The organism is Rhizobium sp. BK008 (assembly GCF_014197345.1).
Lineage (GTDB): Bacteria > Pseudomonadota > Alphaproteobacteria > Rhizobiales > Rhizobiaceae > Rhizobium > Rhizobium anhuiense.
Genome location: NZ_JACIFK010000012.1, coordinates 40012 through 64874, shown reverse-complemented (window position 1 = coordinate 64874; position 24863 = coordinate 40012). Strand labels below are relative to the sequence as shown.

Annotated in this window: 29 protein-coding genes and 1 pseudogene; 19 read left to right on the top strand and 11 right to left on the bottom strand. The window is 61.6% G+C overall.

Translation table 11 applies throughout. The features are described from left to right. The first annotated feature begins 76 nt into the window (after positions 1-76). From FHT69_RS31720 to FHT69_RS31695, 6 genes are all read left to right on the top strand, one after another. A complete protein-coding gene (locus FHT69_RS31720; RefSeq protein WP_183845360.1) occupies positions 77-553 on the top strand; it encodes a hypothetical protein in 477 nt (158 codons plus the stop codon). Continuing rightward, positions 550-1434, top strand: a complete 885-nt coding sequence (locus FHT69_RS31715; RefSeq protein ID WP_183845361.1) for a DUF7007 domain-containing protein — start codon at positions 550-552, stop codon at positions 1432-1434. The genes FHT69_RS31720 and FHT69_RS31715 overlap by 4 nt, the downstream gene beginning before the upstream one ends. After that, on the top strand, positions 1431-1784 hold the full coding sequence (locus tag FHT69_RS31710; RefSeq protein ID WP_183845362.1) for a hypothetical protein: 354 nt from the start codon (positions 1431-1433) through the stop codon (positions 1782-1784). The genes FHT69_RS31715 and FHT69_RS31710 overlap by 4 nt, the downstream gene beginning before the upstream one ends. Further along, positions 1781-2188 carry a hypothetical protein gene (locus FHT69_RS31705; RefSeq protein WP_183845363.1) on the top strand — a complete coding sequence of 136 codons (408 nt, stop codon included), beginning with the start codon at positions 1781-1783 and terminating at the stop codon, positions 2186-2188. Before FHT69_RS31710 ends, FHT69_RS31705 begins: the two co-directional genes overlap by 4 nt. Positions 2189-2550: 362 nt before the next feature. Next, complete coding sequence (locus tag FHT69_RS31700; protein WP_183845364.1) at positions 2551-3138, top strand: hypothetical protein; 588 nt, start codon at positions 2551-2553, stop codon at positions 3136-3138. A 307-nt stretch (positions 3139-3445) separates the two neighbouring features. Further along, complete coding sequence (locus FHT69_RS31695; protein ID WP_183845365.1) at positions 3446-4369, top strand: ArdC family protein; 924 nt, start codon at positions 3446-3448, stop codon at positions 4367-4369. 6 nt (positions 4370-4375) lie between these two features. On the opposite strand, the gene FHT69_RS31690 is transcribed toward FHT69_RS31695, so the two are convergent. Further along, positions 4376-4552: a hypothetical protein gene (locus FHT69_RS31690; protein ID WP_183845366.1), complete on the bottom strand. Its 177-nt coding sequence runs from the start codon at positions 4550-4552 to the stop codon at positions 4376-4378. A 418-nt stretch (positions 4553-4970) separates the two neighbouring features. Here FHT69_RS31690 and FHT69_RS31685 point away from each other — a divergent pair. The 6 genes and pseudogenes from FHT69_RS31685 to FHT69_RS31660 all read left to right on the top strand — a co-directional run bounded on the left by FHT69_RS31685 (position 4971) and on the right by FHT69_RS31660 (position 8951). Then, positions 4971-5281, top strand: a pseudogene (locus tag FHT69_RS31685) (DUF736 domain-containing protein). Positions 5282-5475: 194 nt separating this feature from the next. Next, on the top strand, positions 5476-6480 hold the full coding sequence (locus FHT69_RS31680) for a Fic family protein (protein ID WP_246712990.1): 1005 nt from the start codon (positions 5476-5478) through the stop codon (positions 6478-6480). A 350-nt stretch (positions 6481-6830) separates the two neighbouring features. Next, positions 6831-7139: a DUF736 domain-containing protein gene (locus FHT69_RS31675; RefSeq protein ID WP_011427400.1), complete on the top strand. Its 309-nt coding sequence runs from the start codon at positions 6831-6833 to the stop codon at positions 7137-7139. A 321-nt stretch (positions 7140-7460) separates the two neighbouring features. After that, positions 7461-7625 (top strand): hypothetical protein, encoded by a 165-nt coding sequence (locus FHT69_RS31670; protein ID WP_183845368.1) that lies wholly within the window; start codon positions 7461-7463, stop codon positions 7623-7625. Between the two features lie 329 nt (positions 7626-7954). Continuing rightward, on the top strand, positions 7955-8446 hold the full coding sequence (locus FHT69_RS31665; protein ID WP_183845369.1) for a hypothetical protein: 492 nt from the start codon (positions 7955-7957) through the stop codon (positions 8444-8446). 331 nt (positions 8447-8777) lie between these two features. Further along, complete coding sequence (locus FHT69_RS31660) at positions 8778-8951, top strand: hypothetical protein (RefSeq protein ID WP_183845370.1); 174 nt, start codon at positions 8778-8780, stop codon at positions 8949-8951. Between the two features lie 33 nt (positions 8952-8984). Here FHT69_RS31660 and FHT69_RS31655 read toward each other — a convergent pair whose 3' ends face one another. The 5 genes from FHT69_RS31655 to traC all read right to left on the bottom strand — a co-directional run bounded on the left by FHT69_RS31655 (position 8985) and on the right by traC (position 12761). Continuing rightward, positions 8985-9242: a WGR domain-containing protein gene (locus FHT69_RS31655; protein ID WP_183845371.1), complete on the bottom strand. Its 258-nt coding sequence runs from the start codon at positions 9240-9242 to the stop codon at positions 8985-8987. 202 nt (positions 9243-9444) lie between these two features. Next, entirely contained in the window at positions 9445-9906 is a 462-nt protein-coding gene (locus FHT69_RS31650; RefSeq protein ID WP_409527372.1) for a thermonuclease family protein, read from the bottom strand. 369 nt (positions 9907-10275) lie between these two features. Then, positions 10276-12252, bottom strand: coding sequence for a Ti-type conjugative transfer system protein TraG (traG, locus tag FHT69_RS31645; protein WP_183845372.1), 1977 nt, complete (start codon positions 12250-12252; stop codon positions 10276-10278). Further along, positions 12245-12460, bottom strand: coding sequence for a type IV conjugative transfer system coupling protein TraD (gene traD / locus FHT69_RS31640; protein WP_183845373.1), 216 nt, complete (start codon positions 12458-12460; stop codon positions 12245-12247). Before traD ends, traG begins: the two co-directional genes overlap by 8 nt. A gap of 4 nt (positions 12461-12464) precedes the next feature. Further along, entirely contained in the window at positions 12465-12761 is a 297-nt protein-coding gene (gene traC, locus FHT69_RS31635) for a conjugal transfer protein TraC (RefSeq protein ID WP_183845374.1), read from the bottom strand. 254 nt (positions 12762-13015) lie between these two features. Between traC and traA the strand changes: the two genes are divergently transcribed. From traA to FHT69_RS31605, 6 genes are all read left to right on the top strand, one after another. Beyond that, entirely contained in the window at positions 13016-16327 is a 3312-nt protein-coding gene (gene traA, locus FHT69_RS31630; protein ID WP_183845375.1) for a Ti-type conjugative transfer relaxase TraA, read from the top strand. After that, complete coding sequence (gene traF / locus FHT69_RS31625; protein ID WP_183845376.1) at positions 16324-16890, top strand: conjugative transfer signal peptidase TraF; 567 nt, start codon at positions 16324-16326, stop codon at positions 16888-16890. Before traA ends, traF begins: the two co-directional genes overlap by 4 nt. Continuing rightward, complete coding sequence (locus FHT69_RS31620; protein WP_183845377.1) at positions 16880-18043, top strand: conjugal transfer protein TraB; 1164 nt, start codon at positions 16880-16882, stop codon at positions 18041-18043. Before traF ends, FHT69_RS31620 begins: the two co-directional genes overlap by 11 nt. 17 nt (positions 18044-18060) lie before the next feature. After that, positions 18061-18678: a TraH family protein gene (locus tag FHT69_RS31615; RefSeq protein WP_183845378.1), complete on the top strand. Its 618-nt coding sequence runs from the start codon at positions 18061-18063 to the stop codon at positions 18676-18678. Positions 18679-18831: 153 nt separating this feature from the next. Continuing rightward, positions 18832-20025, top strand: coding sequence for an ImmA/IrrE family metallo-endopeptidase (locus FHT69_RS31610; RefSeq protein WP_183845379.1), 1194 nt, complete (start codon positions 18832-18834; stop codon positions 20023-20025). 9 nt (positions 20026-20034) lie between these two features. Beyond that, entirely contained in the window at positions 20035-20529 is a 495-nt protein-coding gene (locus tag FHT69_RS31605; RefSeq protein ID WP_183845380.1) for a DUF4411 family protein, read from the top strand. 15 nt (positions 20530-20544) lie between these two features. On the opposite strand, the gene FHT69_RS31600 is transcribed toward FHT69_RS31605, so the two are convergent. Continuing rightward, complete coding sequence (locus FHT69_RS31600; RefSeq protein WP_025582042.1) at positions 20545-20763, bottom strand: helix-turn-helix domain-containing protein; 219 nt, start codon at positions 20761-20763, stop codon at positions 20545-20547. Between the two features lie 186 nt (positions 20764-20949). On the opposite strand from FHT69_RS31600, the gene FHT69_RS31595 reads away from it, so the two are divergent. Further along, entirely contained in the window at positions 20950-21267 is a 318-nt protein-coding gene (locus tag FHT69_RS31595; RefSeq protein ID WP_183845381.1) for a transcriptional repressor TraM, read from the top strand. On the opposite strand, the gene FHT69_RS31590 is transcribed toward FHT69_RS31595, so the two are convergent. From FHT69_RS31590 to trbG, 4 genes are all read right to left on the bottom strand, one after another. Next, the gene (locus tag FHT69_RS31590; RefSeq protein WP_183845418.1) at positions 21264-21977 is read right to left on the bottom strand and encodes an autoinducer binding domain-containing protein; all 714 of its coding nucleotides are present in this window, start codon (positions 21975-21977) and stop codon (positions 21264-21266) included. The two genes, FHT69_RS31595 and FHT69_RS31590, sit on opposite strands and share 4 nt — an antisense overlap. A 334-nt stretch (positions 21978-22311) precedes the next feature. Further along, positions 22312-23595, bottom strand: a complete 1284-nt coding sequence (gene trbI, locus FHT69_RS31585; protein WP_183845382.1) for an IncP-type conjugal transfer protein TrbI — start codon at positions 23593-23595, stop codon at positions 22312-22314. A gap of 12 nt (positions 23596-23607) precedes the next feature. Then, a complete protein-coding gene (gene trbH, locus FHT69_RS31580) occupies positions 23608-24045 on the bottom strand; it encodes a conjugal transfer protein TrbH (RefSeq protein WP_183845383.1) in 438 nt (145 codons plus the stop codon). Positions 24046-24048: 3 nt separating this feature from the next. Beyond that, complete coding sequence (gene trbG / locus FHT69_RS31575; protein ID WP_183845384.1) at positions 24049-24861, bottom strand: P-type conjugative transfer protein TrbG; 813 nt, start codon at positions 24859-24861, stop codon at positions 24049-24051. Between the last annotated feature and the right edge of the window lie 2 nt (positions 24862-24863).

Genomic DNA, 24863 nt, shown 5'->3' with positions numbered 1-24863 from the left:
GTGATCTTCCGCCGCCGGTCTTCCCGGCGGCGGTTTCGTTTCCACCACTCGCAAAAAACTAGAAGGAGGATGCGCGATGTCCGCGTCTCTGATTTATGACCTCGCCCCGATCGGCGCCATTGTCGCCTGGTCGGATGGTACTCCACAACCGCCCGAGTGCCACAAGAAGAAACTGTCAGCTTGGCAAACGCGCAATAGCCAGGGTCGGCTGATCCGCAAGGAAGGCAAGCGCGGCGTCGGCAACACCAGCCTGACACCGTGTTTCACGCTGCATGAAGGCGATCTCGGCGCAAATGGCATCATCACCGTCCGCATCCACCGGACTTTTTCGCTCGATAGCGGCCTGACGTTCAAGGTCGTCGAGCGGCCCGCCCTTGGATCTGTTCGCGTCTTCGACCGCCCCGGCGCCAATGCAGAACTCGTCCACTTGGCGGACAATCTGAAGGCGGCCGCGGAATGGCTCACCCGGCATGGATATCCCCATGCCGTTCTCGAAGAGGTGACTGCCGACGAGGTCGCCGCCGGTCATATCGAGGGGAGGACTGCGGCATGACTGTACTTCCCTCGCAATCCTCCGCGGTCTCCGCCCCTGACGCGTCAGGGGTGGAGTTCGGCAGAAGCGCCGACGATATGGCTGTTGCGCGTGTGGGCGATCTCGTCTTCTCCATGGTTCCGACCCGCGATGGCCAGTATTTTCTTGCCAGCGCCTGGCGCGTGTCCCGGCCGCTTGCCGAACTGAACCGCGATGATTTCTATTCGCACCACGGCTCTGTCAAGGGCGAAGCCGCGTTCCGCAACCGCATGTTCGAACAGGCCGAGCACAGCCGCGAGCTGCGGCTACTTTCTCGCCAGACCGTCCGGGTGACCTGCAGCACGCCACGGGGGCCGTCGCAGGGCGCCACCGTCTACGCAGACGGAATCGTGTGCCACACGACGGCAGGCCATGGTGGCTTCCGGCTCTCCGACGCCCGCAATGCCAAGGTCCACCCGATGCTCAGGACCGGTGGCGGCTGGTATGAAGAGGACGCCGCATGGGCGATCGTTGCGCTGACCTTTCCCGACCTGTTCACGACTTATGAGCGCAAGTGCGCCGACAAGACGATCCGCGACAGCTGGCCGGATGCCTGGGAAACGATCTTCGGTCGGTCGCTCGCACCCGGCGAGTCTCACGAGAGGGACGCCGAGGCGTTCGCGCGGGAACATGCCGGCGACTGGATCGTCACTGCAGCACTTCGTTCGGACCACCACCCTGGTATGACCGAGGTAATCGCCACCATCGGCGGCACACGCGGCGATCACGCGCAGGAGCGCCGCTTTCTGGTGTCAAGCGACGAGTATGCGGTCGGCCGCTTCGGCTTCGTCATCGATGAGACGCGGCATGCCGTCTATGAGGGTCCCTCCAGCTTCGCCGCTTGGCGCGGGAGGGCGGCATGATGTCCAATTCCGAGCAACCCGCCGCACAGTTTACCAGAATGGAATCGGCACGGCGGCAGACGCAGCACCAGCTCGATCTGATAGACCGGCAGATCACGCGACGCATGACCACGATCATTCCCCAGCTTGGTCGCCAGTCCGGATATCGTCGCGGCAAGGCACCGGAGCCAGACGCATTCCTCGAACGCTACCGGTCCAATCTGGCCGCGATCACCGCCGAGCGTCAGCCGGAAATCGATGCGCTTTCGAGAAGACTCGCCCGACAGGATGCGGCAATTGCGGCGCTGCGGGCGCGGGCCGGATCCGACGGCAAAGTCACAAACACCGGTCAGGGAGGCAGGAAGGCATGAGCACGATCGGAGACCTGGAGCGAAGGGCAGGCATCGGCGCGTCACCGGCGGAGCGAACCGCTTTCTGGCTGCAGTTCCATCACCTCGAAGGCGAAGCCTGCCTCAATGCCGGTGTCGCGGAACTCAGGCGGCTGATTACTTCAAGGGAAGCAGGGCCGTATCCCGGACCAAAAACGCGCGCCGTTCGTCGCACGCGCGGAACCCTGCCGCCTTTGACGCCGGAACAGGAGGGAGCACTTCAGGCCTATGCCGCCAGACATGGACGGCGCTGGAAATCGATCCTCAACAACGCCTGGATGGGCGGGCCGCCGCATGATGACTGCGGTCTGCTGCGCGGGCTTCGTAACTCGCACGGTCCGACCTGGCTGCAGGCCTACCAATTGCCCAAGCCGGCTGATCGATAAGCGCTCGACGTCAGCGAGCCGGAAGGGTGGAGACAGGGCGGACCGCCTGTCGTTTCGTTCGAGGACGTCATGATTCCTCTCCTGCCGGATCGCCCTTCGGTTTTGCTGCGGTCTGAACCGGCGGCCGTGCGCTTCAAGGCCGCTGTCGCGCCGCGGGGCGGCCGGACCCAGCCGTCCGTCGCGGAACAGGCCCGCGTGCTGTTTCGAGGGCAGTCTGCCCTCGTCGCACGCAAACCGGCTCCGCTCGTCCAGGCAGGACCGGACCCTGAAACGCCCGTCTTCCGCGGGTTCGGAATGACCGCACCGAAGGGTAAGCCGGCACGGGCCGGAGCCCGATCGGACGACCTCGAAAGGAAACCATCATGGCCAAGTCCGCACCCTCCTCTCGCCAATCCGCCCGCGTCGTGCAGCTGCGCAAGGGCGCCACCGTCGAAATGGTCCGGCTGACGTGCCCCGACGCCAGCCAGGCGCTGAAGATCGCCGAGAGTTTCGGCACCGCCGTCATCGACAGTGACGGCATCCGCGACCTGCACGAACGGCTCGTCATCGAGACCGCCGATGCGCTCGGCGACGGCTTGGGCGACAAGGCTATGCAGATCCACCTGCAGCGGATCGTCGGTGCCTTTGTCGGCTCTGCCCACGGCGCCGGGCAGTTCTACAGCCGCGCCGTCACCGAGGCGCGCGATGCCACGGCCAAGGCTGCCAACGATGCCCGCGACGAGGACCTCGACGGTCCGGTCGGCTATGACAGCGCCGCCCAGCGCAAGCGCGAATTCGCCGCCGACATGGGCATACAGGCCCATTCGCTCAGAATGGCGGCCGAAGGCGCCGTCGCAGCCTATGCCCAGGTGATCGGCGAGACCTGGAAGCCTTTCGACCGGCCGGTCGAACAGCCGGGTCACTCGCTCAGCCGCAAGGCTGCCGAAGCGCAGATCTCGGCCTTCGACTAGGCCTTGCCGGCGGGGCTCTGGCCACCCGCCTTTCGACAAACGCGAATAAGGGCCGGCTCCATGGCGGAGCCGGCCTGTTATGGTGTCGCTGACGTGGTCAATAGGAAACGGAGATCAGGCAGATGGCACGCCCGTCTGCGGCCCGTTCCGTCCGTCGGGTCTGCAGGAGCTGCCGGCAGATGCAACGGCTCTGCCGTCCTCCACTTAAGTTTCGGCCGTTCCGGTGCATCGGCCGGCTGATCGGCTCCTGCCTTCAACCCTCCGCAACGGGCCGCGACGGGCGCGGCCCCAAAACGGAGGCTCTGACATGAGCAATACGGAGAAACGACGGGTCGATCTTTATACCCGCATCACGGACAGAATCGTTGAGGATCTGGCGAAGGGCGTGCGGCCGTGGATGAAGCCATGGAACGCCGAGAACACGACCGGCCGTATTACCCGGCCGCTGCGTCATAACGGGCAGCCGTACTCCGGCGTCAACGTGCTGCTTCTCTGGTCCGAGGGCAACGCCCGGGGATATACGTCATCTACGTGGATGACGTTCAGGCAGGCCCTCGAACTGGGTGCTGCCGTCCGCAAGGGCGAAACAGGCGCCACGGTCGTCTTCGCCAGCCGTTTTACCAAGCCCGAAACCGACGGAAATGGCGGCGAGGTCGAGCGGGAGATTCCTTTCCTGAAGACCTACAGTGTCTTCAACGTCGAACAGATCGACGGACTTCCCGACCAGTATCGTCACCAGCCGGCTCCGGTTCTCGATCCCGTCGAGCGCATCGAGCATGCCGACCGGTTCTTTCGCAACACCGGTGCTGTGATCCGCCACGGTGGGAACCAGGCCTTCTATGCGCCGGCCGCCGACATCATCCAGATGCCGCCGTTTGAGAGCTTCAAGGATGCGGCAAGCTACTATGCGATCTTGAGTCACGAGGTCACGCACTTCACGGCGCCGGCGCATCGCCTCGGCCGCGATCTCAGCCGCTATGCCAAGGACAAAACCGAGCGAGCGCGAGAGGAACTGATTGCCGAACTCGGCAGCTGCTTTCTTTGCGCCGATCTCGGCATCGCTCCCGAGCTCGAGCCCCGCCCCGATCACGCCTCGTACCTTGGCTCCTGGCTCAAGGTCCTGACCGATGACAGACGGGCGATCTTCCAGGCGGCGGCGCATGCGCAGCGGGCCGTAAGTTTCCTGCATGGCCTGCAGCCCGAAATCGCTGGCGAGCGGCTCGCTGCCTGAGGACCATCAGCGTCGGTCGTTGGTCTCGCCAGCGGCCGGCACCTGTTCAGGCTTCAACGCGGAGAGCATGTCAGGATCAGCCTTAAGGTCCAGTTTGCCCCAGATCGAGGTGTTTCGGTCGATCGGCTTGAGCTTCCGGGACGGCTTGATTTCTACGATAAACGGCTTTGTCTGCTGACGCATAGATCCTCCGGGCGACGATTCGCGAGCACGACGATAGCCCGAAGAACGGCCAACGCAACGCCCTTGTTCGGCTGTTCCCGGACGTCTGATTTTGACATGTGGACAGGGCGGTGGATCCACCGTCGCAGGGATCCGGCAGGCAGTCGGGGAGTGGCTGCCATCGCCATATTCCTTTGGCCCTGAGCCATGCCACGTCCTTCGCGGGCTCGATGAGGCATGTCTGACCGGAGAACGGCTTCGCCTCGATCGTCCTCCCGCAACGGCCTTGCAAAACTTTCTTCCCCTGAGCGCGATGCGCCCATTCCTCGCGGAACAACAAAGTTTCTCCTGGCCGCCCTCCACCTTGTTCCGGCCCTCCGGGTGCGGTCCGATCGTCCCCGATCCTGCGACAGCCCGAAACAGCAAAAGGAATGCGACAATGGCAACCATCGGCACCTTCACCACCTCCGAAGCCGGCTTCAACGGCTCGATCCGCACGCTCGCCCTCAACGTCAAGGCCCGCATCGCCCGCGTCGAAAACCCCTCCGACAAGGGCCCGCACTACCGCATCTACGCCGGCAACGTCGAGCTGGGTGCCGCCTGGCAGAAGCGCTCCCCGAGCAGGACCGCGACTACCTGTCGGTCAAGCTCGACGACCCGAGCTTCCCCGCCCCGATCTACGCAACGCTCACCGAAGTCGAGGGCGAGGACGGTTACCAGCTGATCTGGTCGCGCCCCAACCGGGACTGAGATCCGGACGGCCCCGCCACCAAGGCGGGGCCTCTCCCGTGCTCTGACTTTTTTCCGCCGTTCTCTTTATTGGATGAAAATGGATGGAAAAATGGAGTCCGGTATGTCATATCCCATTCGGATGGAAACGGATGGGATAATGGATGACGGCCCTTGATCTGGCGAAACTGCGTATCACGCCTGAGATCCTATCGTTGATCGCCGAGATCGACGAATTCAAAGGTGCATGGCGAGCGCTCGGTCGTATCGCGCCAGACCGGCTCTCCAGCTTGCGCCGGGTCGCGACGATCGAAAGCATCGGCTCTTCGACCCGTATCGAAGGCGCAAAACTGAGCGACCGAGAAGTCGAAAGGCTGCTCTCGAACCTTCGAATCGGCTCGTTCACCAGCCGGGACGAACAGGAGGTCGCAGGCTATGCCGAGGTAATGGAAACTATCTTCTCCGCCTTCGACACGATCCCGCTTGACGAAAATCACATCCGCCAACTCCATCGGGATCTGCTCGCTCACTCGACCAAAGATGAGCGGCACAGGGGAAACTGGAAAACCCTTGTCAACAACGTCGAAGCCTTCGACGAAGATGGGCGAAGCCTGGGCGTCGTCTTCGCGACAGCATCCCCCTTTGATACGCCGGGCCGGATGTCGGAACTGGTGTCCTGGCAACAGGCCCAGGAGAAGGATGGGACGTTTCACCCTCTGCTCATCGTCGCTGTCGTCGTGGTGGTCTTTCTGGAAATCCATCCTTTCCAGGACGGCAATGGCCGCCTGTCGCGAGCCTTGACCACTTTGCTGCTCCTTCGGGCGGGCTATACCTACGTGCCATACAGCTCCCTCGAAAGTGTTGTCGAGCAGAACAAGGAAGCCTATTATCTCGCGCTTCGTCGAACGCAGGGCACGATCCGGACAGATCAACAGGACTGGAATCCGTGGGTCGAGTTTTTCCTCCGGAGCCTGCAGCGCCAGAAGCAGCGGCTCGAGCGCAAGATCGAGCGTGAACGTATCCTGCTGGGCGACCTGCCGGAGTTGTCGGTCTCGATCCTCGAACTGGCGCGTGAGCGCGGGCGCGTTACGGTGATGGACGCGGCCAAGGCCACAGGCGCGAGCCGCAACACCGTCAAGGATCATCTTCGGGTGTTGACCGAACAGGGGCATCTGACTCTTCATGGAGCGGGTCGCGGGACCTGGTACGGCCTGAACTAAAGACGGAGTGATTGGTCCGCCGATGCGCCGGGATCGGAGCCATGGCCCAACTGCGCGCGGCCGCCATTGCCACGTCCCTTTGCCAAGGGTCAGCGGCGCTCCATTCGCGGGCTCGATGGGGCATGTCTGACCGGAGAGCGGCTTCGCCTCGATCGTCCTCCCGCAACGGCCTTCCAAAACTTTCTTCCCCTGAGCGCGGTCGCGCCCATTCCTCGCGGAACAACAAAGTTTCTCCCGGCCGCCCTCCATTCCATTCCGGCCTTTCAGGTGCGGTCCGATCTTCCCCGATCCTTGCGACAGCCATCGAGGCCGCGATGGGCGCGGCCCGAAACAGCAAAAGGAATACGACAATGGCAACCATCGGCACCTTCACCACCTCCGAAACCGGCTTCAACGGCTCGATCCGCACGCTCGCCCTCAACGTCAAGGCCCGCATCGCCCGCGTCGAAAACCCCTCCGACAAGGGCCCGCACTTCCGCATCTACGCCGGCAATGTCGAGCTGGGTGCGGCCTGGCAGAAGCGCTCCGAGCAGGACCGCGACTACCTCTCGGTCAAGCTGGACGACCCGAGCTTCCCCGCTCCGATCTACGCAACCCTCACCGAAGTCGAAGGCGAGGACGGCTACCAGCTGATCTGGTCCCGCCCCAACCGCGACTGAGGCCCGGACGGCCCCGCCGGCCAGGCGGGGCCAACAGGCCACAAAGACAAGCAGGCGGCAGGCATCGAGCCCGCCGCCGGCTTTTTCGGTGCGATACGGAACCGGAATATGTCTGCTCAGTGGAGGCTATCGTGCCGGGAAGAAATGCCGGCCTCGAGGACGAGCGGTCGCCCCCAATTTTGCCTCCGCTCCGGTTTCCTCCGCTCCAACAAAATCGGCTCCCCCACTCGCCGGCTCCGCCGGTCGCGTCCGCGCTCCTTGACCCCGTCATCTCTTCCCGCCCCGCCGTCTCGTCTTTCACGAACTCAAGGAGATGAGACGATGACCATCGAACAGCACATCGAGGAACTGCGCGCCGAATTGAGGAACGCCTGCTGCGCCGTCGAGCGGGCCCAGGTCGAAGCGGAGCTTCAGCTCGCCCTGGCCGATCTGGCCGTGGCGCTTGCCGAACAGGTCGGCACCATCGAAGCCGAGCCGCCTTTCTGAGGCGGCTCTCATTCTGCTGGAATATAAGCCTGTCGGCCGGATCGACCGGCCTCTCGGCTGTCAGGGATTTCACCCCTCAACGCTCCCCTCCGGCTCACGCCGGATACGGTCACGCCCCCTCTGGGACCGTGGGTCTCTTCTCTCTCTGACGTCCTATTTTACTCCAGCAAATCCGGCGTCAAGGACGGCGCGGTCTCCCCCAATTTTTCCGCCGCTTCGCTTCCCGGAAAAATCGGCTCCCCCGCTTGCGCGCCGCGTTCCGCGGTCCCTGACCCCTCTTTGCAACTGGAGTGGCCGATCTTCGTCATCAAGATGAAGGAGATCACACAATGACATCTGACCATAACCTTGCGCTCTACACCAAGCTTTCCGGTTTCCGGCTCGTCGTCCTGGCAAACCGCTTCGGCTGCGAAACCGAAATCTCGCGAAACCTCCATGAGCGACTGCTCGAAGGGCTCGAGGCGACTGCCGGTCGTATCCGGACCATCATGGCATTGGAGCGGAGCGTTCTTGCCGGCGACGACGACTATGCCGCATACCGGCTCGAAGGTGAGACCGAGATCTTCGGACGCTTCACCATCAATCTGCTGGATGAACTCGACATCGATTTCGACACGCACGAATACCGCGTCAATGGCGGCGATTGGTCCATTGCTTTGACGGCCGACCATACCGGCGTCGACATCGACTTTCCGGGGTTGATTGCGCTCACCGCCGACGAACTCGGCTCACTCGCGCCGATCATCAAGGATATCACGCGGGAAACCGGTATCGCGGTCAATGCTTCCCGGGTCAGCTACATCAGGTGCACAGGATCATAATCAATCCTGCGGCGGGCTCGATCATCCGGAAGGCGGCGAGAGCCGCCTTTCCATTGAGATGCCGACGAGACCATTGCGATCATGGTGAGAACGACCAGTTGAGCCTCTTCTTTTCGACCTGCCGTCATCTGTCATCGGGGATGTTGCAGCCCGTTCGTCACGACGCAACCTGCCGCCGCCAGAATTTTCCCCGCCGCTTTCTGCTGCTCCTCGCCGAACAAAATTCGGTCGCCGGCAGGTCCTCCACCCGTTCCGGCCCTTTGGGTGCGTCCCTCCTTTCCGGTCTGCCGCATATCCCCTGCGATAACCGCATTTCGAAAGGAGAAACGCCATGCAACAACTCGCCCAATTCCTCGCCGCCACCGGCCGTCGGCTCCGGACTCTCGGCAAGGTGATCAGCCACTTTTTCCGCAAGGGCAAGCTCGGCCTGAAGCTCGCGATCAAGATCCCGTTCTTCGTCGAGATCGAGGTATCGTTCGAGACCGATTGGAACCGGCGCCGATGAGGCGCCCTCTTGGCCCGCTTCGGCGGGCCTTTCTCAACTCGCCACGGAGGCGCGCGGGCGGTAACCGCGTTTTCGCTTCTGTCGGAGCAGATCGAGAAACAGTTCGACGGCCTCTTCTTCCCGTCCGAAATGATGGACCATCATCTGGCCTTTGGCTCCGATGCGGCCCCATTTACGCAGGAGACAGACGTCCCCGAACAGGTTGGGTTCGATCGAGATGGCGTAGTAGCGCGACATGTTCCTGGACGCGTCCGAGCGCTCGACATAGAGATGGTATGGTTGCGAGATCATGAGGTTAGGATCGCTGATCCCGGGAATCGCGTCCAACGACACTTATGAATCGGTCGGCACAGATCGATTCACATCGGTGATGATAGGTGAACGGTCATGACAGACTTGGGCGAGACGCCTTCGGCGCACGGCTCTACTCGCTTACGCTCCCCGAACCCGCGGGGCGGTTTCGGCCATCCGGCAACGATCCTCTCGCGGGTCCTCAACCGCACCATCCGTGTCTGGTACCGTCCCAGCGCCTGGCAAGGCCCTCGTTGACGAGAGTGTCTCCGAGCGAGTGTCCTGATCGCATTACGGTCCGGAGCTTGCGGCCATACTTGTCTTCGTCGCGCCAGCTGACCGCCAGTGAGAAGTTGCCGGCATTGAGCAGCGCCAGCAGGCGCACCTTCGCCGCCTCTCCTTTGATCCGTTCCGCCTCGCAACGCGGCGGGCTGAGCTCCGGCGTGTCGATATCCTCGATGCGGATTTTCTCGCCCTTGAACCAGAACGTGTCGCCGTCGACGACGCAATTCACATGACGGCCGTCGCCGCAGATTGAAAACGCGGCCGACGATGAGTCCGCTACCGGTGACTTGGCCACAGCCGGCAGTCCGGGGAGGTCGCCGGCGCCGCCGAAGGCGAGCCAGCCTGCCGCAGCAACGACGATAGCTGAGATGACTGCGATCAGTGATTTGCGCGGACGGTTCTGTCCCGTTCGAGGTTTTCCCTGCGGGCCACGGCGATCGATCTTGCCCCCGGATTTCCGCGACCTCCTGAGCGGAACCACATTCGATTTCACCATTTGCCCGCTCCTCTCCTGCTTTCCTCAACCTATCTCGGACTCGGTTTCATCTGCGTTTACGGATAGGCTCGGCCTCGACCTTCAGTCGGGCCGGCAGTATGGTGTGCGGGAGCGGGGCGCAGTCGGTCCCGCCTCCCCTTCGGGCCGCTATGCTGAGGCTCCTGCGGCTGCGCTATTTCCCGCTCTCGCACGACGAGAAATCCCGAAATCCCACCCCCTGGGTGGCCGCTATGCTGATTTCTCCAATACTCTTCATTGTTCCGGATCGGCCTTGCTCGCTGCGCTGCGCGCCGGCTCGATCCGAGAGGGGCCAGGCGTGTTTCCGAGCCTGTGAAACCTGTTCGTGCCAACACAAGCTTTCATATCGTCGCGCCGAAACCAGATCGCGCGGCCGCACCTGAGCGGCGCGTTGCCCGCCGTGAAGACGATCTGCTCGTCCGCGCGCATGCGCAGCACCTCATGTGGCTGGATCAACGGTCGAGCCGCGAGTTGCTTCGATCGCGTGCGCGACGATCCTCTCGCTTGGGAACTGCGGCTGATTTGGTCGATCTCGACCGTCGTCATGCCGCAGCGACGCGAGATGTAGTCCGCGGTTTCCGGATCGTTGATCGCCGCGAAACTGATCCAGCTCGCGCTCTCGAACCATTTGCTGGCGGCATCACGACCGCCATAGGTTTCGCGCATCTGCCCGATGGACTGGTAGATCATGATGAGAGTGATGCCGTACTTTCGGCCGGCGTCTCGAGCGGTTTCCAGGATCCGCATGTAGCCGAGCCTCGCCACCTCATCGAGGAGAAAGAGCGCCCTGCCCTTCATCAAGCCATCGCGATTGTAGATCGCGTTGAGGAACGAGCCGATGATGACGCGCGCCAGGCCCGCATGCGTCTCCAGTGTTTTCAGATCGATATTGATGAACACGTCCGTGTTGCCATCGGCAAGATCGCCCGTCGAAAACGTCTTGCTCGAAACCAGCGCGGCATAGTTTGGATACGACAGCCAGTGGGTTTCTTTGATCGCATTGGCGTAGACGCCGGAGAAGGTTTCCGGCGTCATGTTCACGAAAGCCGCGACATTCTCCTTCACGAAATCCGAGTCCGAATTGTCGTAGATTTCCTGCAGACGTTGGCGCAACTGCGGCTCCGGTTCAGAAAGATTGGCGCGAACCTGGCGAAGCGTCTGGCTTTCCTTCTCCGTATGGCCCGACAGGCAAACGTCGGCGATCATCGCCGTCAGCAACTGCAATGCCGAAGCCCGGAAGAAATCATCGCGCACACCGCGCGTGCCGCCGCTATCGCTCATGATCCATGAGGCGACGGACGCGATATCCTCTTCCTTGGTGCCGCCGAATTGCCCGATCCAGTCAAGCGCATTGAAGCCTGTCGCCGGGTTTTTGGGGTCAAGGACGAACAGGTCCCGGTTCGCGCTCGTCCGGTGGGCCGAGACCATCGGGGCCACTTCGTTCGACGGATCGAGCACGATCAGCGAGCCGCCCCATTTGAGCGCCGTCGGTATCGTCACCGACGTCGTTTTGAAGCCACCGGAGCCGGCGAACACAATGCCGTGCGACGAACCGAAGGATCCGTCGAAGCAAAGCAGCGGCGACTTGCCGCCGGCGCCCCATGTGTCCGGGTCGTCGGCCCGAAACGAGCGCGCCGCGGTGCTGTCCTTGTCGACGCGATATCGTTCGCCAATGACAATACCGCCGGTATCCGAAAACAGGTTTGCCGCTTCCGGCAGCTTCATCCACTCGGCCTCGCCATGCAGCGCCCGCTTGCCGCGGATGCGCTTTGGCTCGGCGCTGGCGAATGCCGCATTGCCGGCAAACGCGACACGCAGAGCAAAGCATGAAGCCATCGCCGCCGCCCCCGCTCCGATCATGGTTGCCGGATCGACATAGGAGAGAATGGACTTACCCGCCGAAACATTGTCTGCGAGTGCAGACAACCTGATCGTTTCGCGAATTGCGGCGATCAGGATCGTCGCCACACCGCCGGCGACGGCGCCCCAACCTGCTGTCTTGATTTTGATCGCGCCGGCGCTCGCAAACAGGAAGATGATCCCGGCGAGCGCCGCGGTGACATAGGGCAGAGCGATGCCGGCTCGGCCGAGCATCTGCCGTGCGGCATCCGTCTTTCCGAAACCGGACAGCCAGTGTTCGATCCCGGTCAATCCGATGGTGACCCCGATCATCAGTGCGGCTGGGGCGATGAAGAGCATGGTCCTATTCATCGGCTTTCCCGAAGGCCTCTGCGCCGATCGCCATCAGCCGCGAACGTTCCATCTCGTCGGTTCTAAGGCGCTGGCGTAACTCGATCAGCGCGCCCAGCAGAAGCGCCCGCTTCTCGAAGCGAAGACCGGCTTTGACGATCAAGCCTCCAAGCTCGATTTTCTCCCGCGTGTCCTTCTTGCGGGCATCGGATGTTGTCGCGCGCGCCATCCGTTCAAGCCTCAGCAGTCCCGCCCGCAGCAGCGCCAGACGCGTTCTGCGTGGGCGATGTGCTGCTTTCTCCCGCGTTCCCCCCCTTCTTCCCTCCGGTCGTAGCGGCCTTTCCTCCGCGAAACCGTGTCGCCAGTTCCTCGAAGGCCGCCTGCAGCTCTGTCTCGTCGACTTCAATCTCGCCGAGGCCGGCTTTGAGCGCGATCCGGCCGATGCGCTCCGCCTCACGGGTCTCGGCGGCCTTGAGCTGCTCCTGCAGCTTGGCGATTTCGTCTCGGATCTTTGAGGATGGCTTCTTCATTTCCCGATGTCTCCTTGGTGAGAATGCGCGTGATACGGAGCTCAGTCTTTCCGATCGCGGTGCGGGACGCACTAGGTGGATCATGCAATCGCCAGCGGCGATGCTTTGGTGAATGATCCCGGCCGTTCCGAAGGAGCGGATCCGAAGGGCGCAATTATACGTCGCTGACGCGACGCCCTTGCTCAAGGCCCCTGGCGGTCTGCCGCTCTCGACGAACCTGTTGATTTCGTTCGCAATCGGGAAAGAATTCCGCCGTGGCCGTCCCCCATTTCTCCGTCAGCGTCGTCGCCCGTGGCTCCGGCCGCAGCGCCGTGCTATCGGCGGCTTACCGGCACTGCGCCAAAATGGAGTTCGAGCGCGAGGCGCGGATAATCGACTACACGCGCAAGCAGGGATTGCTGCATGAAGAGTTCGTCATCCCCGCCGATGCGCCGGAATGGCTGCGCAAGATGATATCAGACCGCTCGGTTTCGGGCGTGTCCGAAGCCTTCTGGAACATGGTCGAAGATTTCGAGAAGCGCTCGGATGCGCAGCTCGCCAAGGATGTGACGATCGCCCTGCCGATCGAGTTGACCGCCGAGCAGAACATCGCGCTGGTGCGGGATTTCGTCGAGCGGCACATCACGTCGAAGGGGATGGTAGCGGACTGGGTTTATCACGACGCACCGGGCAATCCGCATGTGCATCTGATGACAACCTTGCGGCCGCTGACCGAGGACGGTTTTGGCGCCAAGAAGGTCGCGGTGCTTGGACCGGACGGCAACCTTATCCGCAACGACACCGGCAAGATCGTCTACGAGCTCTGGGCCGGCAGCATCTACGATTTCAACGCCTTTCGCGATGGCTGGTTCGCCTGCCAGAATCGGCATCTGGCGCTTGCCGGCCTCGACCTTCGCGTCGACGGACGGTCCTTCGAAAAGCAAGGGATCGATCTCGAACCGACTATCCATCTTGGTGTTGGGACCAAGGCGATCGAGCGAAAATCCGACCTTGCTTCAAAGCCGATCGAGCTCGAGCGCCTCGAATTGCAGGACGCACGAAGGGCCGAGAATGCGAGACGGATCGAGCGGAGCCCCAAACTTGTCCTAGACCTGATCATGCGCGAAAAGAGCGTCTTCGACGAGCGTGACGTCGCCAAGATCCTTCACCGCTACGTCGATGACGCGGGGCTGTTCCAAACCCTGATGGTTCGGATCATCCTCCACCCTGAAACCTTCCGCATCGAGCGCGAGCGGATCGACCTTGCCAGCGGTATCCGAGTGCCGGCCAAGTATACGACGCGCGACATGATCCGGATCGAATCCGAGATGGCCAATCGAGCGGTCTGGCTGTCCCAGCGGTCGTCACATGGCGTTCGCGACGCAGTGTTGGCCGCGACATTTGCGCGCCATGAGCGTCTGTCGGATGAGCAGAAGACGGCGATCGAGCATGTGGCCGGACCCGAGCGGATCGCCGCCGTGATCGGCCGCGCCGGCGCCGGCAAGACGACGATGATGAAGGCCGCGCGCGAGGCCTGGGAAGCGGCAGGCTATCGTGTTGTCGGTGCAGCACTTGCCGGCAAGGCCGCCGAGGGTCTGGAGAAAGAAGCGGGCATCATCTCTCGAACGCTTGCGTCCTGGGAGCTCCGATGGAACCAAGGCCGTGATCAGTTCGATAGCAAGACGGTTTTCGTCCTTGATGAAGCCGGCATGGTGTCGTCGCGGCAGATGGCGCTGTTCGTCGAAGCGGTGACGAAGGCCGGCGCCAAGCTCGTTCTCGTCGGCGATCCCGAGCAACTCCAACCGATCGAGGCAGGTGCTGCCTTCCGCGCCATTGCCGATCGCATCGGCTATGCGGAGCTCGAAACCATCTATCGCCAGCGCCAGCAATGGATGCGCGATGCCTCGCTCGATCTCGCGCGTGGCAAGGTCGGCAGGGCGGTCGATGCCTACCGCGCCAACGGCAAGATAATAGGATCGGATCTCAAGGCCGAGGCCGTCGACAACCTGATCACCGCCTGGGACCGCGATTACGATCCGGCGAAGACGTCGCTGATCCTCGCTCATCTGCGCCGGGACGTGCGCATGCTCAACCAGATGGCGCGCATCAAACTCATTGAACGCGGGGTTCTCGATCAGGGAACCATGTTCAAGACCGCGGACGGTGAACGCAACTTCGCCGTCGGCGACCAGATCATTTTCCTCAAGAACGAGGGATCACTGGGCGTCAAGAACGGCATGCTGGCCAAGGTCGTCGAAGCGAAGCCGGGACGGATCACCGCGCTGATCGGCGATGGGGAGAATGTCCGCCAGGTGCTGGTCGAACAGCGCTTCTACAACAACCTCGACCACGGTTATGCCACGACCATCCACAAGAGCCAGGGCGCGACCGTCGACCGGGTGAAAGTGCTCGCTTCGCTTTCGCTGGACCGCCATCTCACCTATGTCGCCATGACCCGTCATCGTGAGGACTTGGCCGTCTATTACGGTCGCAGATCCTTCGCCAAGAACGGCGGGTTGATCCCGATCCTGTCGCGGCGGAACGCGAAGGAAACGACTCTCGATTACAAGAAAAGTGACTTCTACCGTCAGGCGCTTCGTTTTGCCGAAGCCCGCGGTCTCAATCTCGTCAACGTCGCCCGAACTCTGCTTCGCGACCGGCTGGAATGGGTCGTCAGCCAAAAGCAAAAACTTGCCAATCTCGGCGCCCGCCTCGCCGCCGTCGCCGGCAAGCTCGGGCTCGTCCGCGGCGCCGCGCAGTCCCCAACCCAAAACAGTACCAAGGAGGCAAAGCCGATGGTCTCGGGCATCACAACCTTCGCCAAATCGGTCGACCAGGCGATCGAGGACAAGGTCGCCGCCGATCCAGGCTTGAAGAAGCAATGGGAGGAGGTCTCGACCCGCTTCCACATCGTCTACGCGCAGCCGGAAAGCGCCTTCAAGGCAATCAATGTCGACGCGATGCTGAAGGACGAGACCGTTGCGAAATCCACGTTGACCAAGCTCGGGTCGGAGCCCGAAAGCTTCGGCGCGCTCAAGGGCAAGACCGGGATCCTCGCCAGCCGCTCTCACAAGCAGGAGCGAGAAAAGGCACAAACGAATGCGCCGGCGCTTGCCCGCAACTTGGAGCGCTATCTGCGCCAGCGGGCGGAGGCGGAACGTAAGTTCGAGGTCGAAGAACGTGCTGCCCGCTTGAAGGTCTCGATCGACATTCCCGCACTGTCGCCAAACGCAAAACAAACATTGGAACGCGTTCGCGACGCGATCGACCGGAACGATCTGCCCGCCGGCCTCGAATTTGCGCTCGCCGACAAAATGGTGAAGGCGGAACTGGAAGGTTTCGCCAAGGCCGTATCGGAGCGGTTCGGCGAGCGAACCTTCCTGTCGCTTGCTGCGAAGGACCCGAGTGGGCAGACCTTCAACACCGTCACTTCGGGAATGACGGCCGTACAGAAAGCGGAGGTGCAATCGGCGTGGAATTCGATGCGGACGGTGCAGCAACTCGTCGCGCGCGAGCGCACGACCGAGGCGCTGAAGCAAGCGGAGACGCTGCGTCAGGCCAAGAGCCAGGGGCTCTCGCTCAAATGAAGACATCCGCGTTTGCGTTTGGGACGCGCCGCGCTCAAAGGGCGCATGCTGTCGTGCTCTTAGCCTTGGCGGCGTCCATCGTTGGCGGCGGCGTTGCTGCCGCAATCGTGGGCGGATATCGCATCAACCTGACACCGAGTGAACCGATCGGCCTCTGGCGTATCGTGGCGCTTGACCGGCCGGCGTCGACCGGCGATCTCGTGTTCATCTGCCCTCCGCAAACGCCTGTCATGCGCGAGGCGCGAGAGCGCGGCTATCTCCGTGTCGGCACCTGCCCTGGCGGCGTCGCGCCTCTCATCAAAACGGTCATTGCCATCGCCGGCCAGAGTGTTGAAATCGGCGCCCACGTGACGGTCGACGGGCGAAAGCTTCCCTTTTCGAGGCTGGCAGAGTGGGACGGCAAAGGTCGGCCAATGACGCCGTTTGCCGGCGGCGTCGTGCCGGCGGGAAGCCTCTTTCTCCACTCACCATTCGCTGGCTCCTATGACTCCCGCTATTTCGGTCCCCTGCCCGCTTCCGGTATCCTCGGTCTTGCGCAAGAGGTTCTCACCTATGCGCCATGACAAGGTGCGGGCAACGCTGTTGATTGCCGCATCCATCGTCGCCGGAACACTTGCGTGGAGTGGCTACATACTCCTTCTTCCGGTCGCTTTCACATTTCCGGTCCTCTGGGCGTTTGCGCGAACGAGGCTGACAGCCGCGGTTGTCTCAGCCGGCTATTTCCTGGCCGCTTCCCGGGGATTGCCGCAGGGCGTTGCGACCTTCTATTCCTCCGACCTCTGGCCGGGATTATTGCTTTGGCTCTGTGCGTCCGCCGGCTTCGTCATCGTGCATACCGTCCTCTGGACGAAGAAGACGGGTGCTCGTCCGCGCCGCTATCTCCTGGCAGCGGTTCTGATGGCCGTTCCGCCATTCGGCATCACCGGCTGGGCTCATCCGATCACCGCCGCGGGCGTGCTGTTTCCGGGATGGGGATGGTGGGGGCTGGTTGCTGCGACAGCCGGGATCATGGGCCTCGTAACCCGCATGTGGCCGGCTGTCGCGATTGTCCTGGTAGGCTTTTGGATGTGGTCCGCCGCAACTTGGGACGAACCGAACCTACCGGAATCCTGGCAAGGGGTCGACCTCCAAATGGGCGCGTCGCTGGGGCGCGACGCCAGCATTGAGCGTCACCGTGATCTGATTGCCACGGTGACGGATCGGGCATCCGGCGGCACCCGCACCATTGTTCTTCCCGAAAGCGCTCTGGGCTTCTGGACTCCGACCGTCGGGCGGCTCTGGGTAAAGTCTCTGCAGGGCACTGACATCTCCATTATCGCCGGCGCCGCAGTTGTCGGTGCGGGCGGATACGATAACGTTCTGATCGCCATCTCAGGCGACGGGGCTCGGCTCCTTTATCGCGAGCGCATGCCTGTGCCAGGCTCGATGTGGCAACCTTGGCGTCCCTTGCTTGGTGAGAGCGGCGGCGCGGGGGCGCACTTCTTCGCCAATCCGGTCGTGGCCGTTGCCGACAGTCGGGCAGCACCCCTTATCTGCTACGAGCAACTGATTGTCTGGCCCATTCTCCAATCCATGCTGCACGGTCCGGACGTCATCGTCGCCGTCGGCAATGGCTGGTGGACCAAGGGCACATCCATCGTGGCTATCCAGCGCGCGAGCACGCAAGCCTGGGCGCGTCTGTTCGACAAACCCATCATTTTTTCCTTCAACACATGAGTTCCAAGGAGCCCGCAATGCTCGATGCTGCTCTAATTCAACAATGCGCCGACCATTCGCTGAAGCCCGCGATCGTAGCGCAGTTCGTGACCGCTGCAGGCTCGAATGACCCACTTGCCGTCACTGTCAAATCGGGTGGCCGCTTGATCCTCGTCCCGAAGGCGACATCGCCTGACGAGGCAATGGCGATCATCCGGCAGTATGTCGGCCAGGCAGTGGTGCGTGTCGGCCTGACGCAGTTTCCGGCTGGCGTCGGCGTGAAGGACGCGGCTGATCTGAAGCCAGATCTCGTCGATGCTTGCGAAAACCTCCGCAAGGGGACGGCCATGTTTGCCAAAGTCTTGCGGATTGTCGCCAAGTGGTACGGCAATCCGAAGAGCGACGATGTCTTCCCCCAGATCTTCGAGGATGCCGTCTATGCCTGGAAGACCGGCGAGTTCGAGGGCGTGAGTGTCTTTCAGGCGGAGGATCCGGGCGGCGCTATCGCAAATCAGCGCGATCGGACCGTCGGCAAGGAGACCGATACTGTGAATGTGGAAGAGCCTCCACCGATCGATGCCGAACCCCTGGACGGGAGGGAAGTCGGTGCCGCAGGGATGCGGATCGATCTGTCGCGGATCGGTGGGCAAAAATAGGCGCACTGCGCTGGGTGAAACGGCTTTCTTCAAGAGGAAGAGCGCCATCGGAAAGTGGTATCCTCGTCCATGGGTCCGCAGTTCCTATATCTTTCGTAATGATTGCATGATCATATCAATCCGAGTATCGCCTGCTTCGAACAGGGGAAAAGAGTGCCTAAGGTCAATCCATCGATCCTTCGTTGGGCCCGCGAAACCGCGGGACTCAATCTCGAGGATGCCGCTGAGAAAGTCGGTCTTGGCGAGGCTCGCGGTGTAGCGGGCAGCGATCGCCTGGCCATGCTTGAGGCGGGGGATAGCGAGCCGACGCGGCCGATGCTTTTGAAAATGGCTGCGCAATATCGCAGGCCCCTGTTGACCTTCTATTTGGCAGAGCCGCCTTCGGTGGCCGCGCGCGGCGAGGATTTTCGCACCTTGCCGGCCGAGTTTGCAAAGCGCGATGCGGCATTGGTCGATACGCTGCTGCGTGAAGTTCGCGCACGTCAGGAAATGGTCAGAGCCGTGCTCGAAACCGAGGACGAGGCCACCCCACTCGATTTCGTTGGCTCGTTCGACCAAGGGCAAGGGGCCGAGGCTTTGGCAACGGCGATCCGGACGCGCCTGGCGTTCGACTTGCAGACGTTCCGGCACGGTAACGGCCGGGGAACGCCCAAAGGGTTCGCCTATCTTCGCGAACGCGCTGAAGCGGCTGGCGTCTTCGTGCTCCTTATCGGCAATCTCGGCAGTCATCACAGCACGCTGAATGTCGAACTCTTCAGGGGGTTTGCGTTCGCCGATCCTATTGCCCCTTTCGTCGTGATTAACGATCAGGACAGCGAGCAGGCGTGGTCATTCACGCTTCTGCACGAGCTCGCACATATCTGGCTGGGCCAAACCGGCGTCAGCGGCGGACGGCCGGCGAGCGCGATCGAGACGTTCTGCAACGATGTTGCCGGGCGCATCCTACTGCCTACGGCAGAAATTGCGCAGGAGCCTTCCCTCTTCGGTGCGTCGCAGGAGCAGGTTATGGGGCGGATTTCCGCGATCGCGGAAGCTCGCCAAGTCAGCCATTCCATGGTCGCCTACAAACTCTATCGCGAAGGCATCATCGACCAGGAAACCTGGTCCACGGTGACGACGCTGTTCCGCCAGCAGTGGCTGAGAAACCGAGCCGCGCAGCGCGATCGCGCCCGGGAAAACGAGGGCGGGCCAAGTTACTATACGGTCAAGCGCCACAAGCTCGGCAATCGGCTCGTCGAACTCTCCAAGCGAATGCTGGCGGAGGGCGCGTTGTCTCCTTCCAAGGCAGCTGCGATCCTCGGTGTCAGGGCCAGCAACGTTTATTCCCTTACAGATAGCGCGGCGTAAGGAGAAGCCGTGCATCTCCTCGACGCGAACGTTCTCATCACCGCCCACAATCTGTACTACCCGATCGGCCGGTTTCCGGAATTCTGGGATTGGCTGGTTCATATGGGGAATACCGGCCAGATCAAAATTCCCGTCGAGATCCTCGAGGAAATCACCGAGGGTTCGGAGATCGGTCGATGGTTGGGCGAGGGTGACAACTACGACAGCCTCAGGCTCGATGAAGATGTCGATCCGGCGCTGGTGCAGGCCGTCATCGAAAAATACGCGCCGGATTTGAACGACGCGGAAGTCATCGAGATCGGTCGGGATCCCTTTCTGATTGCCTATGCGATGGCGCAGCCTGCTGATCGAACCGTCGTGACGGTCGAGGCGTCGAAGCCGAGCGCGAAGCGCGCAAATCGCCGCATTCCCGACGTTTGCAAGGATCTCGGTGTTCAGTGGTGCAACAGTTTCGAGATGATGAATGCGCTAAACTTTACGACGGGTTGGCGATCCGGAATCTGATAAGCGTCGATACCGTCAGGTCGGGCTTGTTTTCGCCAGGAACTCCCTTGGGTCGACATCTAGCGCTTCAGAGATCTGGCCAAGAACCGTGAGGGTCGCCGACATCTCGGCGCGCTCGATGGCGCCGATATGGCGTGTGCTTAGGCCTGTGCGATGGGCCAGCTCCTCCTGCGTCAGTTTCTTGCCATGACGTATTCGACGCAAATTGCTCGCCATGACCTCGTTGAGATCCATGACGTCAGCGGAACCAGAATCGGAACTATTGTTCTAGGAACTATAGTTCCGATTCGTCCAAGCCTGTGATATTGCCGGATGATCAGATGTTTACTCTTCAAGAGGATCGTCTGACATAGGAGACAAGAGACGCGAACGCGAATATGGAGCGGTCGTGCCAATCCATCGATCTGGGAAGGAAAAGAAATGCAAGATGCGGGCTCCTCGCAAGCCGAAGGAGATCAGACGAAACCTCGATACGATTTGATGGATAAGGCGGAGTTGGAGGAACTCACCGTGTCCGCCATTCGCGAACATCGCCGTCTCCTCGCTGCCGACCAGGAGGTTTACGAGGAATGGATACGCGCAAGCGAGGATCCTTCAATCGCCAACTCGGTCTTGGTGACCCTTCAGGAAGAGCATTTCGCGCGCCAGAAAAGGGCCGCAGCTCAGCAGGATGAGCTTTCGGATATGCTCGACGCACTTGGTTTCGTGCCGGACGTACCGGTCGATGATGAAGGCTAGCTAGGAGGCAGCAAACCCCGATCCTTGGCGATCGCCACGAGTTGTGGCACCGACTCAGCGCCGAGTTTCCCACGGGCTTTATCGAGATGATGCTGGACAGTTCGGAAGGCAATGCCGACCAGATTGGCTGTTGTGAGTGTATTCTTCCCCTTGGCCGCCCAGATCAAGCAGTCCATTTCACGAGGCGACAACGCCTGCTTTGGATTGAGTGCGGTCTTGCCTCCGATCATCTTTAGCCGGTAGTGGATCATCATCACCAATTGCACTGCCCTCTTCGGGTCAAAGGCAACCGGTTGGTCCACTTTTCTTTCGGAGGACGCGAAGGTCAGCATCATTGAAGTGCCGTAGCTGCCTTCCACTGGAATAGTCACACCGCAACGGATCCCATGCTCGATGGACCCATCGCGGAACCTTCTGAGCTCAGACGAGCCGCGTGGTCTCCAATCGTCCGCCGTCCAAAAAAATATATCGCCTTTCCGTTTCGCCTGCGTCACCACTGGATCGATATTGGAGTAGTCGGCCGAGAGATAGATGCGTTCCCAAGGCTTTGGATAGGTGTTGAAGGTCTTGATCTGGGCGCCTTCCTTTTGAAGATAGGCAAACCGTTCGTAGCCGCAGGACCGTGCGAAGCGCTTCATGGCACCTTTGATCGTGAGCTCGTCCTGCGCAGCTTCCAACATGTCGACGAGCGAGCGAAATTCTCCATCCACCAGCGTTTCTCCTGTCTTATCGACCTGTCGGTCGGTCATGATCTGGCACATCGAGACGCTCGAACGGCCTCGCCGCCCGGCGGCCAGGTCATAGCCATAATCAGCCACAGGCATCTCGATGCAACCCACGATACGGGAGAGCCAGGAAGCAGTCCCTTTAGCCGTGTACGTCTAGCACTACCTGCGAAAAGGCAAGTTTCAAGTCCCTTTGAACTAAAAAGATGACAATTGTAGGAAAGTTATTGCGGGGATTGCAATGTTGCACCGGCATGGGGGGCATGCCAGCGGGTGAAATGGCGGCGAAGCTGTCGGACTATGTTCGTCAGTTTCTGCTTTAGGCCGACGGAAATATAATATCCTGGTCAACGAGCACATTGAACTTGTAGCCGGGGCGGATCTGGATGGTCGGCTGCACATTCAGGTTTTTCGAGATGGTTTGCTCGGCGACCCTCCCAAAGGATTCCGCGAAGTTGCGGCGAGCCGCATCCGAGGCGGTCTCCTGTGTTGCGAGCGTCGAGCTTTGCGGCATCGACATGTCGATCCCTGTTCCAATCAATGCGATGAGCGCGGCCGAACTCCATGTGCGCCAGAAATGGCGATCGACCTTGTCCTTGAAGCCGCCATAGCCTTCGGCATCCGTGCCAGCCATGCCGCCGATTTGCAGCGTCGATCCATTCGGGAAAATGAGATCGGTCCAGACCACGAGGACGCGTTCCTGACCGAAGGAAACCTTGGAATCGTAGCGGCCGAACAGTTTTGCCCCCTGCGGGATCAGAAGGCGGTAACCGGTGGCGCTGTCGTAGACGTTCTGGCTCACCTGCGCCGTGAGCCGTCCGGGAAGGTCGGAGTTGAGACCGGTGATCAAGGTCGCTGGAATGACGGAGCCGCGCTTGAGCTCGTAGGCGGACATCTGCGGCACGACCCGGTTCGGTAGATAACCAAGATCCTTGATGTCCTGATTGAAGAAATCCTCCTTCGAGGTCTGCGCGTTAGGATCGACGTTCTCTCCCATCAGACCGGACTTCATCGCAGTGGCATAGAGGTCCGAGGCGCTGTTGGCAGTCGTCGTCTGTCGGTTCGTGTCTGTGGAGGCATTGGCGGCCTTCTCGACATCGGAAATATCCACCTTCAACGGCGAGTCCAAGGCTGTCGCCCGCGCCTGCAGCCGGGCCATGCGCTGGCGTTGCGCTTCACGGATATACTGTTCATCCTGCTCCCGTTTCAGCCGCGCTTTCCATTCCGCCTCCGATTCAAGTCTCGGGCGCCGCTCCTCTCGCTGTGTCGGCGTGGGGTCGGCAACGGCGGTTTCCTTCTTGACCTTCTGTTCGACGGCAGGTGTCGGCTGGAACACTTCGCGTTGTTCCGGATCGCCAATGATGCCGTCGGTGACACCACGCTTGAGTTGGTCGCCGAAGTTCGTCGCGGGAGTATTCGAGGCACTGTCGAGGTCATTGTTGCGATTGAAAGGAAGCCCGCGCCACGAAAGCCCGATGACGACGACGCCGACGAAGAGCGCGACGATGACGATGGCGATGATGATCGGCAGCCGATTGAGGCGGCGCATACCCTTCTGATCTTCGGCCTGGCTGGAGGTGCCCAGTTGCAGAGATTGGACCATGCTCGCCTCCCCTCAATTGCGCTGCATGATCGAGAGCGGGCTTGCCGGCACGGCACCCGCAGGCGTCGCCGTATAGGCCCGGCCAAGCGCGATGGATGGCGTCGAGAGCCTTGCAAGCACTTGGCCGTCGACGCCGTCGATCGAATAAGCGAGCTCGACGGGTTTCACGTCCTGTCCGGCCTTGCCGTCAGTGATCACCGCATAGCCCCATCCTTTCAGCGCCGCCTCGAGTGCCGCCGCAAAGTCCGATGAGTCCTTCTCCATCTTGATGGTTGTCGTGCCTGAAGGACCGATCTGCTCGGCAAGCCGGCTTGCCATGTCGCCAGCAATCGCGCTTGCGGCCGGTCCTGTCAGGGTGGTGGGCGTCGAGCTCGTGGTCAGCCCGTCCTCGGCCGTCTGGCAGCCGGAAAGCATGGCGGTGGCGATGATGATGGCGATACGCTTGCGCATGGGTCAGCCTCCCCGCCGAATGGTGATTTTCTGCTGGCGCCAGCCGACGCCGGAGACGAGGATTGCTTTGTCGACCGCATAGTCGACGATCATCATGTCGTTCTTCATCCGGTAATTAACGATGCGGTTCTGGCCGCCGCTGACGACGAAAAGAACCGGCGCATCCTGGCTGGAGATCGACCTTGAGAACTGGATGTAGGTCTTGGTGCCATCCGAATAGACCCTCTTCGGCTTCCAGGGGGCACTGCCGCTTATGGAGTAAGAAAAGTTCAGCCTGTCGGGTGCGGCGCCAGGAATGCCTCCGGTCTCCAGTCGCGAGTTGATATCGGCAAGCTTGGTTGACACGTCCTCGGGATACTCGAAACCGATACGGGCCATGTACTGGCTCGGATGCGATTTCAGCTGGATGTGATAGGTGCGCCGTGAAGTCGTGACCACCATCGAAGTGACGAGACCAGCCTCCGACGGCTTGACGATCAGGTGGATAGCCTGCCCGCCAGTGGCGCCTGATGTCGCCGGCTCGACCTTCCAGCGCACGGTATCGCCTACCAGAACATCGCGAACGATTTCGCCCCCCTGGAGCTCGATGTCGCAAACTTGCAGCGGCGAGCAGACGACCGACGGCTGCGTCTCGCCGAAGAGGAAGATGACCTTGCCGTCCGGGCCGGTCGTGACCAAGCCGGGTGTACCGCGCCACTTCCTTGAAATGTTCGTACCCTTCACCTCGTTGTTCGTCATGCTCTGTGCTTGCGCGCCGCTCACGAAGACGAGTGCGCCTAGGCAGCCAGCGGCCGCGAATAATTTTGTCCTGTGCATTG